16 protein-coding genes are annotated in these 14,818 nt (G+C 65.5%); 8 read left to right on the plus strand and 8 right to left on the minus strand.

Going from position 1 to position 14,818, the window contains the following annotated elements; all coding sequences use genetic code 11:
* Positions 1–46: 46 nt before the first annotated feature.
* A complete protein-coding gene (gene cysE / locus AC0X69_RS05200) occupies positions 47–898 on the minus strand; it encodes a serine O-acetyltransferase (protein ID WP_482611947.1) in 852 nt (283 codons plus the stop codon).
* Positions 899–900: 2 nt separating this feature from the next.
* The gene (locus AC0X69_RS05205; protein ID WP_482611949.1) at positions 901–1,497 is read right to left on the minus strand and encodes a LemA family protein; all 597 of its coding nucleotides are present in this window, start codon (positions 1,495–1,497) and stop codon (positions 901–903) included.
* Between the two features lie 147 nt (positions 1,498–1,644).
* Here AC0X69_RS05205 and AC0X69_RS05210 point away from each other — a divergent pair, with 147 nt between their 5' ends.
* Complete coding sequence (locus AC0X69_RS05210; protein WP_482611951.1) at positions 1,645–2,067, plus strand: SufE family protein; 423 nt, start codon at positions 1,645–1,647, stop codon at positions 2,065–2,067.
* Positions 2,068–2,227: 160 nt separating this feature from the next.
* On the opposite strand, the gene AC0X69_RS05215 is transcribed toward AC0X69_RS05210, so the two are convergent.
* Both AC0X69_RS05215 and AC0X69_RS05220 read right to left on the minus strand, forming a co-directional pair.
* The gene (locus AC0X69_RS05215) at positions 2,228–3,085 is read right to left on the minus strand and encodes a DUF6456 domain-containing protein (protein ID WP_482611953.1); all 858 of its coding nucleotides are present in this window, start codon (positions 3,083–3,085) and stop codon (positions 2,228–2,230) included.
* Positions 3,082–3,426, minus strand: a complete 345-nt coding sequence (locus tag AC0X69_RS05220; protein ID WP_482611955.1) for a helix-turn-helix domain-containing protein — start codon at positions 3,424–3,426, stop codon at positions 3,082–3,084. The genes AC0X69_RS05215 and AC0X69_RS05220 overlap by 4 nt, the downstream gene beginning before the upstream one ends.
* Before the next feature lie 119 nt (positions 3,427–3,545).
* Between AC0X69_RS05220 and AC0X69_RS05225 the strand changes: the two genes are divergently transcribed.
* Together AC0X69_RS05225 and AC0X69_RS05230 are read left to right on the plus strand one after the other, a co-directional pair.
* Positions 3,546–3,878: a DUF6477 family protein gene (locus AC0X69_RS05225; protein WP_482611957.1), complete on the plus strand. Its 333-nt coding sequence runs from the start codon at positions 3,546–3,548 to the stop codon at positions 3,876–3,878.
* 84 nt (positions 3,879–3,962) lie between these two features.
* Positions 3,963–4,775 carry a hypothetical protein gene (locus tag AC0X69_RS05230; protein WP_482611959.1) on the plus strand — a complete coding sequence of 271 codons (813 nt, stop codon included), beginning with the start codon at positions 3,963–3,965 and terminating at the stop codon, positions 4,773–4,775.
* A 7-nt stretch (positions 4,776–4,782) separates the two neighbouring features.
* Here the strand turns inward: AC0X69_RS05230 and AC0X69_RS05235 are convergent, their stop codons facing one another.
* Positions 4,783–5,949 carry a hypothetical protein gene (locus AC0X69_RS05235; protein ID WP_482611961.1) on the minus strand — a complete coding sequence of 389 codons (1,167 nt, stop codon included), beginning with the start codon at positions 5,947–5,949 and terminating at the stop codon, positions 4,783–4,785.
* A gap of 26 nt (positions 5,950–5,975) precedes the next feature.
* Positions 5,976–6,512 (minus strand): SixA phosphatase family protein, encoded by a 537-nt coding sequence (locus AC0X69_RS05240; protein ID WP_482611963.1) that lies wholly within the window; start codon positions 6,510–6,512, stop codon positions 5,976–5,978.
* Positions 6,513–6,650: 138 nt separating this feature from the next.
* Between AC0X69_RS05240 and AC0X69_RS05245 the strand changes: the two genes are divergently transcribed.
* Positions 6,651–8,357 (plus strand): aq_1923 C-terminal domain, encoded by a 1,707-nt coding sequence (locus tag AC0X69_RS05245; RefSeq protein WP_482611965.1) that lies wholly within the window; start codon positions 6,651–6,653, stop codon positions 8,355–8,357.
* A gap of 72 nt (positions 8,358–8,429) precedes the next feature.
* Here the strand turns inward: AC0X69_RS05245 and AC0X69_RS05250 are convergent, their stop codons facing one another.
* Both AC0X69_RS05250 and AC0X69_RS05255 read right to left on the minus strand, forming a co-directional pair.
* Positions 8,430–9,155: a hypothetical protein gene (locus AC0X69_RS05250; protein WP_482611967.1), complete on the minus strand. Its 726-nt coding sequence runs from the start codon at positions 9,153–9,155 to the stop codon at positions 8,430–8,432.
* A 345-nt stretch (positions 9,156–9,500) separates the two neighbouring features.
* Positions 9,501–10,301, minus strand: a complete 801-nt coding sequence (locus tag AC0X69_RS05255) for an enoyl-CoA hydratase (RefSeq protein WP_482611969.1) — start codon at positions 10,299–10,301, stop codon at positions 9,501–9,503.
* Positions 10,302–10,580: 279 nt separating this feature from the next.
* Here AC0X69_RS05255 and AC0X69_RS05260 point away from each other — a divergent pair, with 279 nt between their 5' ends.
* The 4 genes from AC0X69_RS05260 (at position 10,581) to AC0X69_RS05275 (ending at position 14,818) form a co-directional block, all read left to right on the plus strand.
* Positions 10,581–11,621, plus strand: a complete 1,041-nt coding sequence (locus AC0X69_RS05260; RefSeq protein ID WP_482611971.1) for an acyltransferase family protein — start codon at positions 10,581–10,583, stop codon at positions 11,619–11,621.
* Between the two features lie 111 nt (positions 11,622–11,732).
* Positions 11,733–12,500 (plus strand): SGNH/GDSL hydrolase family protein, encoded by a 768-nt coding sequence (locus tag AC0X69_RS05265; protein WP_482611973.1) that lies wholly within the window; start codon positions 11,733–11,735, stop codon positions 12,498–12,500.
* A gap of 35 nt (positions 12,501–12,535) precedes the next feature.
* Positions 12,536–13,225 (plus strand): RluA family pseudouridine synthase, encoded by a 690-nt coding sequence (locus tag AC0X69_RS05270; RefSeq protein WP_482611974.1) that lies wholly within the window; start codon positions 12,536–12,538, stop codon positions 13,223–13,225.
* Positions 13,226–13,285: 60 nt separating this feature from the next.
* A complete protein-coding gene (locus tag AC0X69_RS05275) occupies positions 13,286–14,818 on the plus strand; it encodes a TldD/PmbA family protein (RefSeq protein ID WP_482611976.1) in 1,533 nt (510 codons plus the stop codon).

Raw genomic sequence — 14,818 nt, forward strand, 5'->3', positions numbered from 1 at the left:
CGCGCAAGCCTCAATCGCCGCCTGGCTCGGCGTCGGGGCGCCCGGCTCAGATCACATAATCGAAGGAATCATAGGCGAGGCCGCGCAGGATCTGGTCCATGTCGCGGGCGGGCTCGGCGCGGCTTTCCACGCCGACCACCTTCGCCGGAACGCCGGCGACGATCGAATTCGGCGGAACCGACTTCAGCACGACCGAGCCTGCCGCAATGCGCGAACAGGCGCCGATCTCGATATTACCAAGGATCTTGGCGCCGGCGCCGATCATCACGCCGCGCCGCACCTTCGGATGACGGTCGCCCGCCGCCTTGCCGGTGCCCCCTAACGTCACATTGTGCAGGATCGAGACGTCGTCATCGACGACCGCCGTCTCGCCGACCACGAAGCCGGTGCCGTGGTCCAGAAACAGGCCTTTGCCGAAGCGCGCCGCGGGATGAATGTCCGCCGCGAGCGCGTCCGAGGCGCGGCTCTGGATGTAGAACGCGAAATCGTGACGCCGCGCGCGCCACAGCGCATGCGCGAGCCGCGCCGCCTGGATGGCGTGAAAGCCCTTGAAATAGAGCAGCGGCTCGATCATCCGCCCGCAGGCGGGATCGCGCTCGACATAGGCGGCGAGATCGGCGCGGAAGGCGGCCGCGATCGTCTCATCCTCGCGCACCGCCTGCAGGAAGGCGTCGGCGATCGTCTCCGCGTCCATCGCAAAGGCGCCGAGTCGCGCGGCGATGCGGTGGACCACCGCCTCTTCGAGCGATGTGCGATTGAGGATCGCGCCGAGCATCAGCGGCGTCAGCGACGGATCGAGGCGCAGCGCCTCCTCGGCCTCCCGGCGCATATGCGCCCACATTGCGTGCGCCTCGGTCGAAAGCGCGCTCAAATCTTCGCTCGGCGCGCCGGCGTCCATCTCTAGAACTTCACTTCCGGCGGCGATTGCGCCGCGCCGGCGGCCGCGAATTCCGCCATCGGCTTCGTTCCGGCGAAGAAGGTCTTCGCCCAGAGAAGCGTCGGGAAGGTGCGCAACGAGGTGTTGAATTCTCGTACCGCCTCGATGTAGTCGCGCCGCGCGACATTGATCCGGTTCTCGGTGCCTTCGAGCTGCGACTGCAGGGCGAGGAAGTTCTGGTTGGATTTCAGATCGGGGTAAGCTTCGCTCACCGCGATCAGGCGGCCGAGCGCGCCGGTGAGCTGGTTTTGCGCCTCCTGGAACTGCTTCATCTTTTCAGGGTCGGTCAACGAGCCCGCGTCGATCTTGACCGACGTCGCCTTGGCGCGCGCCTCGACGACGGAGGTAAGCACGTCCTTCTCCTGCTTGGCGTAGCCCTTCACGGTCTCGACGAGGTTTGGAATGAGATCGGCGCGGCGCTGATATTGCGACTGCACGTCCGACCATTTCGCCTTGGCGTTTTCCTCGAGCGTCGGAATGGTGTTGTAGCCGCAGCCTGAAAGACCGATGGCGAGGAAAATCGCGGCGGCGACGGCGCGCCAGCGGACAAAGTCGCTCATATATTTCTCCAAGGAATATCGCTCCAGGCGACGGCGCGGCGCGCCAGCCGATCATCGCGATGAAATGTAAGGCGTCGCTCTGGGCAAGGAAAGGGCGCGGCGCGACCGCGAAGTTGCGCTAGAATGCGCCCGGAAGGATGCGGGTAAATGCAAATCGACGAGATCAAGGGCAATTTCGAACTGCTCGATGAGTGGGAGGACCGCTACCGCTATCTCATCGAACTCGGGCGCACGCTCGAGCCGCTGCCGAAAGAGGCCTATACGGACGCCAACAAGGTGCGCGGCTGCGCCAGCCAGGTGTGGCTCGAAACGACCCGGGCGCGCGACGCCGACGGACGCATGATGCTGTCGTTTCGCGGCGACAGCGACGCGCATATCGTGCGCGGCCTCGTCGCGCTGGTGCTGGCGCTTTATTCGGCGCGGCCGGCGCAGGAGATCGTCGACACGGACGCGCAGCCGCTCTTCAAGGAGCTGGGCCTCGCCGAACATCTGACGCCGCAGCGCGCCAACGGCCTTCGGTCAATGGTCGAGCGGATCAAGAGGGAAGCGAAAGAGGCGATGGCGGCGTAGCGCCCCCACCCCAACCCTCCCCCGCTTCGCGGGAGAGGGAGTCAGATGCGGCGTTTCAGCAACGTTGCGGTATTGCAATCAACATGCGCGGCGCTTGTTGTTTGCGTCCCCTCTCCCGCGAAGCGGGGGAGGGACAGGGAGGGGGAGGGGGCCGCGGGCCTCACACCCTCGGCCGGTAATCCTGCGCGCCCCAATGCAGCAGCGAATCGGCGCGCTCGCGGCCGCGCGCCTCGACTGAAAGCCCGTAGTGGCGCGCCAGCCGATCGAGCGCGATTCTGAGCACGACTTTCGCCGAGCGCGGCGGCCAGCCCCTCTCGCTTTCGACGACCTCCAGTCCCTTCAGATAGCCGCAGACGTCGGTCACCAGCCCGGCCATTTCCGGCCCCACGGCGTCGAAGGCGCGGGCGAGCCGCCGCCGCGCGTCGATCGCGACTTCGGAGACGGCGCCCGCGTCGGCGCCGCGGCGGGCGGCGTTGATCGAGGCCTCCCAATTCGCGGTCACGCGCTGCAACAGCTGCGCCTGCTCGATGTCGCGGCGGAAGCGCTCGCCGGCTTCGAGCTGCGCGGCGTCGAGAAAGTTTTTGCCCTCGCGATCCTTCCGCCGCGCCAGCCAGGCGAGCGGGCTTTCGGCTTCATTGACGAGCGTCGGCCGAGCGCCCTTCTCGAGTTGGCACAGCGCATAGGACGCGTGCTGCGCGCGAAAGGGCTCCGCCTGCTCTGCCTCGGGCGCGGACAAGCGGCGAAGGTGGGCGCGGCCGGCGTCGGTGAGCGCCAGCCGGCGTTCGCCGCCCTCTTGCCCCCATCGCACGAGCCCCTCGGCAAGCGCCGCCTCGCCCGCCGCGGCGGGCAGCCGCGCGCGCACGACGGTGACGCCTTTGCTCGCCGCCACCACGACGAGCGTCGACGCTTCGAGCCCGCTGAGCGCGCCGCGCGCGCCCGGCTCGCCGAGCGCCTGCAGCAGCCGGCGCATGGCGCGGCCGCTTTCTTCTCGGGCTGAGCGCCCCCCATTCTTCCTCATCGTGGGTCCCCCTGGGCCAGGAGGTCGCAGATCATGTCGCGCTGCGCCGTAAGCGCGGATTCGAGCCGGCGCGCGCCGGCGTCGAAACGCGGGTAGTCGCGCAAATCCTCGATCGTCGCGCAGGCGTGACGGATCGTGGCGCGATCGCGCGCGAAAGCCCGTGCGCAGGCTGAGACGCTGGCGCCGAGCGCGACATGGTGGAGATAGACGGCCAGCTGACGGGCGCGGGCGACTTGGACGCGAGAACGGCGGGGCGAAAAGAGAGCGGCGAAGGGCGCGCCCTGGGCGGCGGCGGCCGCCGCGGCGCTAAGCCCCGGAATAAGCATTGGATCGGCGAACATCGGACTCTCTCCAGCAGGCAAAGACGAACCGTAAGCTGGAAAATAATCCTATTCAAGGATAAAATACTTATCCTCATCCATTCGAGGGAGAGCATTCTTAACGTCATGGAGGATGAGCCATGACGCGCAGAGAAATCTCTCAGGCAACCGACGCCCGACCCGCCCGCATCGCGACAGCCGCCGGCGCGGCGCTCGACGCCGCCCTCGCGGCCGGGCTCAAAGGCTACGATCGGGAGCGCGCGCTGGCGCGATTTCATCGCCTGTCTCCGGAGACGATCGCGAGCGCTTCGCCCGAGGCGGCGCGCGCCGCGCTGAAGGAAATCGAACGCGCGATGCGCGCCGAACGCGCCCGGCGCGGCCACTGGAGCTATGATCTCAACCGGCATATCGGCCTGCTGATCGCCCATCGCGCCGAGACGGCGCGGCTCGGCCGGCTGCTCAACGGCGCTTGAGCCCACGGCCGCGCTTCCGCCCCCTCGCGCAATGCTTTAAGCTTCGCGCTTTCCATCAGCCCATCAGAGACGCAAAGGCCGGCGATGTATCTGGAGAAAATACTGGCGCTGTTGGCTGCGGCGCTCGTCGCGATCGGGGCCGGCATCGGCCTGACGTGGTTGGCGCTCAACCCGTCTCCGCACATGGCGGACGCCAGCGCCGTGACTCGCGCCAGCGCCCCGGCCGACAAGGGAGGCGCGCGCCAGCAGATCGAGACTCTGATCGCCTCAACGCCGGACTACGCGCGCTATTTCGCGCGGCTGCGCGAGACTTTCACCGCCGATTACGAAGCCGCGATCAACGACTTCGCCGCGCGCCTCGCCGAGACGAAGGAGGAGCAGAGCGTCGACTACTACCTCTCCGAGGCGGTGCGCCGCATTCGGACCTCGCATGGCGCGCTGGCGGCGAAAGCCGAGCCTGAGCCGATCGCCCGCGTCTTCGAAAAGCAGCTCGAAGTGCTGCAGGCGGTGGCGCGCGAGGACAAGCGCATGTGCGTCGCCTTCCTCTACGGCGCGACCAATCTGGACTTCCAGCGATTCGCGGCCTCGCGCCGCCAGATCGTCTCCGATATGGCGCTCGCCGGGCTCGAGGCGATCGTCAGCGGACAGGCGAAAAACATCGAACGCGCCGCGCCGACCGACGCCGATTTCCGCCTGCTGGAGACGGCGCTCGCCTCGCGCGGTCTGGGCAAGGTCGAGATCGACGCGCTGCTCGACGGCAAGATGCCCAATCCCCCGCTCGAAGACGCGCGCATGTGCGGCGCCGGGCAGACCTATTTCGAAGTGCTGAAGACCCTGCCCGAACCCGCGCGGACGAAAGTCTACGGGCTCGCGCTCGAGCTGATGGCGCGCTCCTGAACTAAGCTCACCGATCTGCATGCGCCGGAGGCGCCTGCGCCGCCGCGGGCGTCGGCGTCGGATCGCCTGCGGGCTTGGCGGCCCCCTCCAGCACCTGGCGCAGCTGGGCGACGGCGATTTTGATCAACCCGTCTCGCGGCCGGGCCGGGCCGATCTCGACGGCCGCCATATTGGCCATCACCTTGGCCAGATTCTCGGTCGGCAGGCCTGCGGGCGTGAACAGCGCCAGATCCTCATTCGGCCCGCCGACGACGCCCTGGGCGATGTTGGCCGCATAATTGGCGATCCGCGCGAACTCGCCGGCGCAATTTGACACGAGCGGCGGCGCCCGGGGCGCGGGCGCCGGCGGCAGGTCGGCGATCGTTGTCTGCGGCTCCGGCCTGATAAGCTCGGCGAGCTTTTCCCGCCGCGCCGGAATCTCGGAGACGCCGGCCATGATCGACGGCGCCGGCAGCAGGTCCGCCGGCTTCGCGAGGGGTCGTCGGGCCGTTTTCGGGTTTACGCCGCCCCGTCCATGCGACGCCAGCCAGCGCGCCCGCAGCGTATTCTGAAGGCCGCGAGGCGCCAGCCCCATCGGCACGATGCGCTGCGGCAGCATGCGATAGATCCCGGCTCCCGCCCTCGGCGGCGATTTCCCTGAGGCGACCTTCGTCGACGATGCCCCTGATGCCCCTGCGCGGCTCCGCGACGGCGGCGTGGGGATGGACGCCTGCGGCCGGGGCGCTGGGGGCGCATAGACGAGCGAACATTGCGCCGGCGCCCAGCGCTCGACGATGGCGCGGGCGGTGCGCCTTCCGTAATCGACATAGTAGCGGCGCAGCAGCAGCGCGGCGACGGCGGCGCCCTCCTCCGCCGAGGCGAAGGCGACATGGCCGTCGGAGTCGGCGGCGATCTCGCCGTTCCAGCGGGCGCTTTTGATGCACCAGTAATTGTTGAGCTTGACGCAGCGGGCCGGTTCGCCCGAGTCGGCGCCGAGCGCGCGCCGGGCGGCGGCCACCGGCGCCATCTCCAGCGACAGCGCGCTTTCGACCCGCCAATTGTCCACGGCGCGAACTTCGGGATGGTAAGCCGGCGTCGGCGTCGCGGAAAAAACCGACGAGGGCGCGACGACGGCCGCAGGCGCCTTCTGTGGCGCAGCCACGGCCAGCATCGTCAGGAGCGCTTCGATCAGCATGGCCGCCTTGTGAGTTGCGGACTCGGCTAGTCGGGATCTTCCGTTTCTTCGCCCCTCAGAATGCCGGGCGTCACGAAGCGCGCAAGGCGGGCCCCGCCCCTGCGCACGTCAGACCAATGATCGGTATCGAAGTCGAGCATCGCAAGCGCAGCTGTCGGGAACTTAGTGCGCATCAGCGCCATTTCATCCGCCTCGCCCGAGCCGGCAAGCCAGCAGGCGAGTTCGGCGAAACCCGGGTTATGGCCGACCGCGAGCAGCGTCGCGACCTTGTCCGGCGTCTGGCGCAAAATCTCGACGAGATGATCCACCGTGGCAAGGTAAATCGTGTTTTCGATCAGATGCGTGACATGGCCCGGAAAAACCTCGAGCACCTGATCGAGCGTCTGTTTGGCCCGCCGCGCATTGGAAGCGACGGCGAGGTCTGGCGCGACGTCGGCGTCGCGCAGGAACTCCCCCATGCGCCGCGCATCATCCATTCCCCGACGGGTGAGCGGACGTTCGCGGTCGCCGCCGGCCGAGTGCCGGTCGGCCTTGCCATGGCGCAGGAGAAGGAGTCGACGCATGCGGCCTCTCTATCACGGCGTCGCCGCGCCGCCACTCCCGTCCCGCCAAAGGCCGGCTGCGACCAAACTACGCGCCTCTTTACCCTGAGAGACGCGCCGTGCAAGGTGCCGGCCGTCCCTCTCCCCAGGGTTTTTCCGATGCGCAGATCCCTCGCCGCCCGCGTCGCGATGTCGCTTTCGCTCACCTGTTTCGCCGCGCCAGCGCCGGGCGCCGGCGAAAAGCCGCTGACATTCGACAATCTCGTCGTGACCCTCGGCGCTACGACCTACCGTATTCCGCGCATCGAAATCGAAGGCGCGAGTCTGCCGCCGGCGGAGCTCGCGAAGTTCTTCCTGAACGGCGGCGTAAACGCCGCGGCGCTTCTCGCGAGCATTTCCGCGCGGCGCATCACCGTGCCTTCCATGTCGAGCGAAAGCCGCAATGATTCGCGCGTCGAGCGCGCCGCTTATCGCAAGCTCCTCTTCGAGAACGTGGTCTCGGGTCGCGCCGCAACCGTGCGCGGCGACGGCGGCGAGGAAACGATCGAATCCGCGAAGCGCGGCGTGCAGCGCTTCTTCTGGGGCGCCTCCGTCGCGAAAGGGCTCGATCTCGCTGAACTCGCGCGGTTTGCGCTCTCCACGCGCGGCGAGGCCAACGCGCCTCTGAAAACTTTTGTCGATGAGGAGGTCGTCGAGTCTTCGCGGCTCGAAGACGCCAGCGCCAATCTCGTGCTGACGACGGGCCGCCTGAAACTCGAGGGCGTGCGCGGGCGCGCGCTGCAGACTCCCGCCGGCAAGCTCATCGAACGGTTCGAAAAGCTCGACCCGTCGAAGCCAGAAGACGATCCCGCGCTGATGCGCGATGCGCTCGATGCGCTTCGATCCATTGAAGCGGCGGCGATCGAGGTCGACAACGTCGTCGCCTCGGGCAAAGGCGACTCCGCAGGCAAGCCGTTCGCCGCGAAGATCGCGCGCGCCGGCTTGCGTAAAGTGGCGGGCGCTGGCGCCGCAGAAGTGTTTTTCGACGATTTCTCGCTCGCCGCAGCGGACGGCGGCAATCTGACGGTGAAGCGAATTGCGCTGAACGAATTGCAGCTCGCGCCGGTTCTGGAGAGCGGCGCCTATCCCAGGCTCGCGCGCGTCGACTTGCAGGGCGTCGCCGCTGATCTACCGGACCCCAAAACCAGCGAAACATCGCGGATCAAATTCAGCGTCGAGAACGCCAACGCGACTTTCGCAAATTTCGTCGAAACGACGCCGACGAAATTCTCCGGCCGCATCGACAAGTTCAACGTGGATCTCGCGGCGCGCGGCGACACGCAGACGACGTCGCATTTCCTCGCGCTCGGCTATCGCGAGCTTGCGCTCTCCGGACTCGCGGCCGGAGAATGGCGCGAGAAAACGTCGGAAGCGGCGTTGGAGCCCGTCGAGATCGACGCGAAGAACATGGGCGTCGCGCATTTGTCGGCGCTCTTCGGCAATGTGTCACGCGCGGCGTTTTCGCCCTCCCCGCTCATGTCGCGCGCCGCCATGCTCACGACGTCGGTCAAAGCAATCGATCTGACGCTCGAAGGCGAGGGTCTCGTCGATCGCGTGCTCGCGCTCGAAGCCAAGGAGCAGAAGACCTCCGTCGACAAGGCGCGCGCCGATTACGCCAGGGCGGCCGCGGCCGCGATCACGACTCTCGGCGGCGCCGGCGCCAACGCCAGGCGAGTCGCCGACGCGGTTTCCGCCTATATCCAAAAGCCGAAGCGGCTGCATTTGCGTTTCGTCTCGCAAAGAGGCGTCAATGCGCTCGACGCGCTGGCGCGAAAGCCGAGCGAGATTTTGGAAAGCCTCGAGGTGGAAGCAAGCGCCGACAGGTGACGGGGCGCGAAAGCGCGCGCGAGCTTCTTTAGCGGCGAGAGTTTCTATCCGACTTGGAGCCCCCGAAACCTGTTACTTCGGCCGCGGAATTCCCGGTCCAGCCTTCGTCAGCGCTTCAGGCTCATACTTGGTATAGGCATCACCTTGTCTGAGATAGAATGGCGCTACTTCACTTATCGACACAGCCGACTTATTGCGCGTCGCAATCTGGTCCAAATAGCGGAGCCTATAAGAGACTTCTGGCGTTCCGCTTGCGTCCATACACTGCGGCGCTAAATCCTTCTTTTTCCTATCCGCTGTTCGGTAAAGTTTAACATTAATGGAATGGTCCATTTTATCGAAGGGTTGCTTTTCCGCCGGCAATCTGCCGGGAAAACCAAACGGCCTTACAGGTAGTTGCTCGTCTACGATGATTCTCAGGCGAAATCCGTGGTATTTCGTATTACATTCCTTGCGCCACAATTTTTTCTCTTCAATAACGTGCACATCTTTGAAGGCGCAATATTTTGTATTTTCTCCCACCGAGATGTACGCCAAGTCCTTCGAAGTCGACGCGTCCTTTACAGAAATGACGTTGTTCTTGAGAACGAACTTGATATCAGCATATTTGGTCGAACCTAGCGAAACGCCCGGCGGCGTGGAAAATCGGTTGAGGATGCTGTAGTCCGAACCGCACTCATATGAGTCGGGATCATCGCCCCTATAGGTCTCCGCCGCTCCGGCCGGCGCGGCGCTGCCGACAAGCATCGCCGAATAGACAAGCGCGCCAAGGCGCAGCCGCGCCCCGATGGCGGACAATGATCTGCGCAAACTCCTGTTGAAAAGCCTCAAGACAATCCGTCCCGTCATTCGCCGCTATACGGGGATAGGCGTCGCCAATCGTCGCTGAAACAGTAACCGCTATGCCCACGCCGTCAAGACGACCTGCATAAGCAACAGGGCTCCGAACCAGGTTAACAAGGCGCACTCTCACCGCGTCATGGCCGCGCTCGTCGCGGCCATCCACGCAACGCAATGTGTGAGACACGCCGTCGCCGCGCGATGCGTTTCGCGACGCCCCCCGGCGTAGATCCCGGCGCAAGGCCGGGCATGATGGCTGAGAGAGAGCTGCGATGCTGCGCCAGTCCTGCCAGCCGAGGCGCGTCATCGCCCGGTAAAATTCGGCTCGCGCTTCTCGAGAAAAGCGGCGCGCCCCTCCATGTAGTCCGCGCTGTCGAAACAGGCGCTCGTCAGCGCTTCGCATTGCTCTTGCGACGGCGCGCCGGGCAGCCGGGCGGCGGCGCGAATCGCCGCTTTGGCGGCGCGCAGCGTTAGAGGCGCGCCAGCGGCGATGTTTTCCGCGAGCGCATGCACGGCGCCTTCGAAACTTTCAGTCGCGAAAAGACGGCTGACGAAGCCGCGCTCTTTCGCTTCGTTCGCGGTGAGACGGCGCGCCGTGTAGAAGAGATCGAACGCGAGTTGAGGACCCACGGCGGCGACGACATAGGCCATCGCCGAAGGCGGATAGCCGACGCCGAGCTTCGCCGCCGGGATTGCAAACACAGCTTGCGCATCGGCGATGCGCAGATCGCAAGATGCGGCGATTCCGAATCCGCCGCCCATGCAGAATCCCGAAATGGCGGCGATCGTCGGCTTGGAAAGATTCGAGATGGCGTGGAACGCCTCGACATTGGCGTGCTCATAGGCGCGTCCGCCGTCGCTCGTCGCGCGCATGGTGGAGAATTCGCTGATGTCGGCGCCCGAACAGAACGGCAGACCCGGCGCGCCGCTGATGACGCAGACGCGCGCTTCCTCCTCGGCGTCGATCGCGCGCAACAGCGACGGCAGCGCGCGCCACATCTCGAAGTCGAACGCGTTGCGCTTGGCCGGATTTTCGATGCACAGGCGCGCAACGCCGAAATCCGTCGTGACGCGCAGCTTGGGAGTCGGAGATACGATCGCCATTGTTCCTCAAAAGCAGAGTTTTGACGGCGCCTATCGATTGATCAGCGACCGTCCGCAGCACATTTGCTGCAATCCGGACCAGACAGATCCGCCAGCGTGAGACCACACATACGCAAAGCGACGAACCAGACGACAACGCGCGTTCAGATCGGCCAAACGCGACGTAATGCCGCGGCGTGAGGCGCTCTCCGCGACCTCATGACACAACATTTCGCGTCACTGTCGAGATAAGGTCGACGTCGCCTATTCAAAAAACCTCCCCGCAAAATCGGAGCACCAATGGCGATGGGAACGGACAAATTCGCGTCGCCGGGAGCGCTGCGGCTGACTTTAGCCTTTGCGGTCTTTGTCCACCACACGACCAGTTTCAACCTCGGCATGTCCGCGGTGCTGATCTTCTTCGTGCTCAGCGGCTATTGGGTCGCGGTGATGTGGAAGAAGACCTATTCGAAGACGACGTCAGCCTATTTCACCTATCTCGTTTCGCGCGTCTGGCGCGTCGCGCCGGTCTTCGCGCTTTGCTCGGCGATCACCTGGGCGCTTCTGTTCTGGCGCGGCGACGCGCCCGTGGCCGTTGGCGGGCTGATGCATCAGTTCTTCTCCAACGTCATGATCCTCGGATACAACTCGCTGCCCTACCAGGCCAATCTTCCCGGCTGGTCGCTCGATATGGAGATGCAGTTCTATCTCATCGCGCCGGCGGTCGTCTTTCTCATTTCGAAAAACATTCACCTGCTGGTGATCTGCCTGCTGATTTCGGCCTTCGCGCCGTGGATCGGCGGCTCCGCCACCGTCGCGCCGTTCCTGCTGTTTTTCGGCGTCGGCGTCGCGGCCGCGAGCCATGAATTGAAGCCGAGCCGCGCCTTCGCCTACCGCTCGCTTTACGCCGCAATGGCGGTGCTGGTCCTCGGCGCCGCGCTGCTCGCCAAGGAGCTTTACGTCGGCTCCGACGCGACCGCGCTCGCGTTCGGCAGCAAGGCCAATCTGATCATCGCGGCGATGATGACGCCTTGGGCGATCTACACCACTCAGCAGTCGAGCGGCGCGAAGGACCGCATGCTCGGCGAGCTTTCCTACATCTTCTACCTGCTGCACTGGTCGGTGCTCGGCTTCATGAAGACCGGCGAAGGCTCCTATCTCGATCGCGTCCTGCTCTGCTCCGAGGCGCTCGCCATCATCTTCGTCGCCTCCTATCTGATCTGGCGACTGTTCGACCGGCCGATCAACAAGCTGCGCGCCTCCTGGGTGTCCAACCGGCTGCTGACGCCGGCGGCGCTGCCGCAGGCGATTCCGGCGAACGCGGCGCCCGCGCTCGCCTGATCCCGGTCGCGCTGGCGGGCTGCACCGCCAGAGGCGCCGCATCGGCCAGCTGGCGGACCCGCCACAGCTCGACATTTGCTTGAGTCCAGCTAACCGGGATATGGGTGCGCCATGTTCCCCGGAGCGCAGCGACTGGCGTTTGTTCTGGCCGTGACAGGCGGGCTGGCGCTCGTCAGCCTGAAACGGACGGACGAGCCGACGCTCAATTGCGCGACAGTGAACGGCGGCGAAGACGATTTCCGCGTCCTTGTCGTGGGCGAATCATGGGCCTCGGACGGCAAGCTTCTGCCCGAACTGCCGCGCGCCGTGTCCAGGCGGCTCGAAGGCCGCGGCGTCAGCGCCTGCACCCTCGGCTTTGCCGGCCGCAACTCGCGGTTGCTCTACACCGAACTGCGAGAAAAATTCCCCAAAGAGAAGCTCTATCGCATATTCGCGGACAGGAAGCCCGACAAGGTCGTTCTCATGAACGGCGTCAACGACGAGATCCAGCACATCGGCGCGTCAGCCTATGTCGAATACACCAAGAAACTCGTCGAATATTTCTCCGACGTCGACGACGTCGAAATCATCGCGATACCGCGGGTGAACGAGCGAACGTTCAAGCCGCCGAATCTCTACAGCGCCGTCAAGCGCGCGATACTGGCCTGCTTTTACGATCACTGCGTCCGGCAGGTGAACGACATCTATCGCGTGGCGCTCTGGCGCGACCATCCCGAACTCAACATCCTCGAATTTGACGATTTCATCGAGCGATACGAGGGGAACGAGCGGTTTTACACGGCCGACGGCGTGCATTTGACCAACGAATATTTCCACAAATACGGAGCCTTCATCGGCGGCGCCGTCTCGCTCGGGAAGGCCGCGCCCGGCGGGAAATAGCGCCCTTTTAGCGCTCTCGCTGCTATAAGCCGCCGATGGACCTTCTCTCTCGCCTGCTCCACCGCGACGGGCTGATGCTGATCATCGACAAGCCCGCCGGCGTCGCCGTTCATCGTGGGCCGAAAGGCGGCGCAAGCCTTGAAGACGCCTTCGACCAGCTGCGCTTCGGCCTGCCGCGCCCGCCGGCGCTGGCTCACCGGCTGGACAAGGACACATCCGGCTGTCTGGTGCTCGGGCGCCACCGCAAGGCTCTGGAGCGGCTCGGCCGCCTCTTCAAATCCGGGCGCATCGGCAAGACCTATTGGGCCGTGGTCGAAGGCGCGCCGACGGCGGACGAAGGCGAGATCGACCTTCCCCTCGGTAGGCTGGACGCGGCGCGCGGCTGGTGGATGCGGCCGGACCCGCTGGGCCTGCCCGCCCGCACGTCCTGGCGCGTGCTTGGCAGAAGCGGGAACGGCGATCGGGCGTTCATCGAGTTCACGCCGCACACCGGCCGCACGCATCAGATCCGCGTCCATGCGCAGGCGATGGGCTGGCCGATCCTCGGCGATCCGATTTATGGCACAGGTCGCCGCGAGGGCTCAGCCCCGCTACATCTCCATGCGCGCGCGATCGCCGTGCCGATGCAGGACGGCAAGTCGCCCGTGGAAGCCGTCGCCTCGCCGCCCGCGCATATGCTCGAGGCGCTGGCCGGCTGCGGATGGGGCGGCGAACCGCAACCCTAACGCGGCGATTGCAAATCGTCGTCGAAACGACCAACATAATGAGCGAATTTGGAGCGACCAATGGTGCCCGCCGCCACGCCTTCGACCATCGAAGCCTCCTGCTGCAAGGGCCGCCGCGCCTTCGCGCTGGATCGCGCGCTTCTCTACGATCTCGCCGATATCGCGCTAACCGCCGCTAAGCAAAACGGCGCCAGCTACGCCGACGTCAGGATCGGCGAGGCGCGCCGCGAATACGCCTTCGCAAAGGACGACCGCCTGGAGAATTTCGACGAACGAACCTCGCAGGGCTTTGGCGTGCGCGTGTTGCTGGACGGCTGCTGGGGCTTTTACGGCGCGCGGCGGCTCGATCCGCAGAGCCTGCTCGACGGCGTCGAGCGCGCGCTCGAGAACGCCCGCGCAGTCAAGCCGATACAGTTCCAGCCGATCGCGCTGGAGCGTCTTCCCGCGCATGAGGCGGAGTGGGTCATGCCGATGGGCGTCGATCCCTTCGAGGTGTCGGCCGGCGAAAAGGCCGACTTGCTGCTCTCGATCATCGCCAGCGCCCGCGACCATGGCGCGGATTTCTGTTCGGCGTCGCTGTCGGCGACCTGCGAAGAGCGATTCTTCGCCAATAGTCTTGGCAGCCGCATCCATCAGACGCGCACGCGCGTCGCGCCGAACTTCCAGGCGACGGCCATCGACCGTGCAAGCGGCCGTTTCGCGACGCGCGACTGCTTGGCGCCCGCGCGCGGCGCCGGCTGGGACTATGTCGTCGGCGCGGGCCTCGTCGAAGAAGCGGCGCACGCCGGCGAAGAGGCGCGCGCGAAGCTCAACGCGAAGCCGGTGACGCCGGGCGATTACGACGTCGTGATCGACCCTACGAATCTTTGGCTCACGATTCATGAGACGGTCGGCCATTCCACCGAACTCGACCGTGTGCTCGGCTGGGAGGCGAATTTCGCCGGCACGAGCTTCGTCAAACCCTCGATGCTCAACAAGCTGCGGTTCGGTTCCGAGCTGATGACGATCGTCGCCGACCGTGCGCAGCCCGGCGCGCTCGCCACGATCGGCTATGACGACGACGGCGCGCCGGCGCAAGCCGCGGAATTTCCCATCGTCGAAAAGGGCGTGTTCAGGAATTTCCAGATGGCGCTGGGACAGGCGCATCTCATCGGTCTGTCGCACTCGAACGGCTGCGCCTATGCGGACAGCCCTACGACCTTCCCCATTCAGCGCATGCCCAATATTTCGCTTAAACCCAATCCTCAGAAGTGCTCCTTCGACGATCTCATCAGCGACGTCGAGAACGGCATTTACGTCGTCGGCGCCGGCAGCTGGAGCATCGATCAGCAGCGCGACAATTTTCAGTTCGGCGGACAGCTCTTCTATGAGATCAAGAACGGCAGGCTCGGCGATCTTTTGCGCGACGGCGCCTATCAGGGGCGCACCACGCAGTTTTGGAATTCGCTCGCGGGCCTGTGCGACGCGAGCGCCTATCATCTCGACGGAACATTCACCTGCGGCAAGGCTGAACCGGTTCAGGTCGCGCCCGTCTCGCACGGCAGCCCGCCAGCGCTCTTTCGCAATGTGCGCGTGCTGAATACGAGCGAATAG

Source organism: Methylocystis sp. Uni0008, assembly GCF_056838045.1.

Bases quoted from the DNA above. Each gene is read 5' to 3' on its own strand.
- AC0X69_RS05215 (WP_482611953.1), bottom strand. From the start codon at position 3,085: ATGAGGAAGAATGGGGGGCGCTCAGCCCGAGAAGAAAGCGGCCGCGCC.
- AC0X69_RS05220 (WP_482611955.1), bottom strand. From the start codon at position 3,426: ATGTTCGCCGATCCAATGCTTATTCCGGGGCTTAGCGCCGCGGCGGCC.
- AC0X69_RS05270 (WP_482611974.1), top strand. From the start codon at position 12,536: ATGGACCTTCTCTCTCGCCTGCTCCACCGCGACGGGCTGATGCTGATC.
- AC0X69_RS05205 (WP_482611949.1), bottom strand. From the start codon at position 1,497: ATGAGCGACTTTGTCCGCTGGCGCGCCGTCGCCGCCGCGATTTTCCTC.
- AC0X69_RS05255 (WP_482611969.1), bottom strand. From the start codon at position 10,301: ATGGCGATCGTATCTCCGACTCCCAAGCTGCGCGTCACGACGGATTTC.
- AC0X69_RS05275 (WP_482611976.1), top strand. From the start codon at position 13,286: ATGGTGCCCGCCGCCACGCCTTCGACCATCGAAGCCTCCTGCTGCAAG.
- AC0X69_RS05230 (WP_482611959.1), top strand. From the start codon at position 3,963: ATGTATCTGGAGAAAATACTGGCGCTGTTGGCTGCGGCGCTCGTCGCG.
- AC0X69_RS05245 (WP_482611965.1), top strand. From the start codon at position 6,651: ATGCGCAGATCCCTCGCCGCCCGCGTCGCGATGTCGCTTTCGCTCACC.
- AC0X69_RS05210 (WP_482611951.1), top strand. From the start codon at position 1,645: ATGCAAATCGACGAGATCAAGGGCAATTTCGAACTGCTCGATGAGTGG.
- AC0X69_RS05235 (WP_482611961.1), bottom strand. From the start codon at position 5,949: ATGCTGATCGAAGCGCTCCTGACGATGCTGGCCGTGGCTGCGCCACAG.
- AC0X69_RS05225 (WP_482611957.1), top strand. From the start codon at position 3,546: ATGACGCGCAGAGAAATCTCTCAGGCAACCGACGCCCGACCCGCCCGC.
- AC0X69_RS05240 (WP_482611963.1), bottom strand. From the start codon at position 6,512: ATGCGTCGACTCCTTCTCCTGCGCCATGGCAAGGCCGACCGGCACTCG.
- AC0X69_RS05265 (WP_482611973.1), top strand. From the start codon at position 11,733: ATGTTCCCCGGAGCGCAGCGACTGGCGTTTGTTCTGGCCGTGACAGGC.
- AC0X69_RS05260 (WP_482611971.1), top strand. From the start codon at position 10,581: ATGGCGATGGGAACGGACAAATTCGCGTCGCCGGGAGCGCTGCGGCTG.
- cysE (WP_482611947.1), bottom strand. From the start codon at position 898: ATGGACGCCGGCGCGCCGAGCGAAGATTTGAGCGCGCTTTCGACCGAG.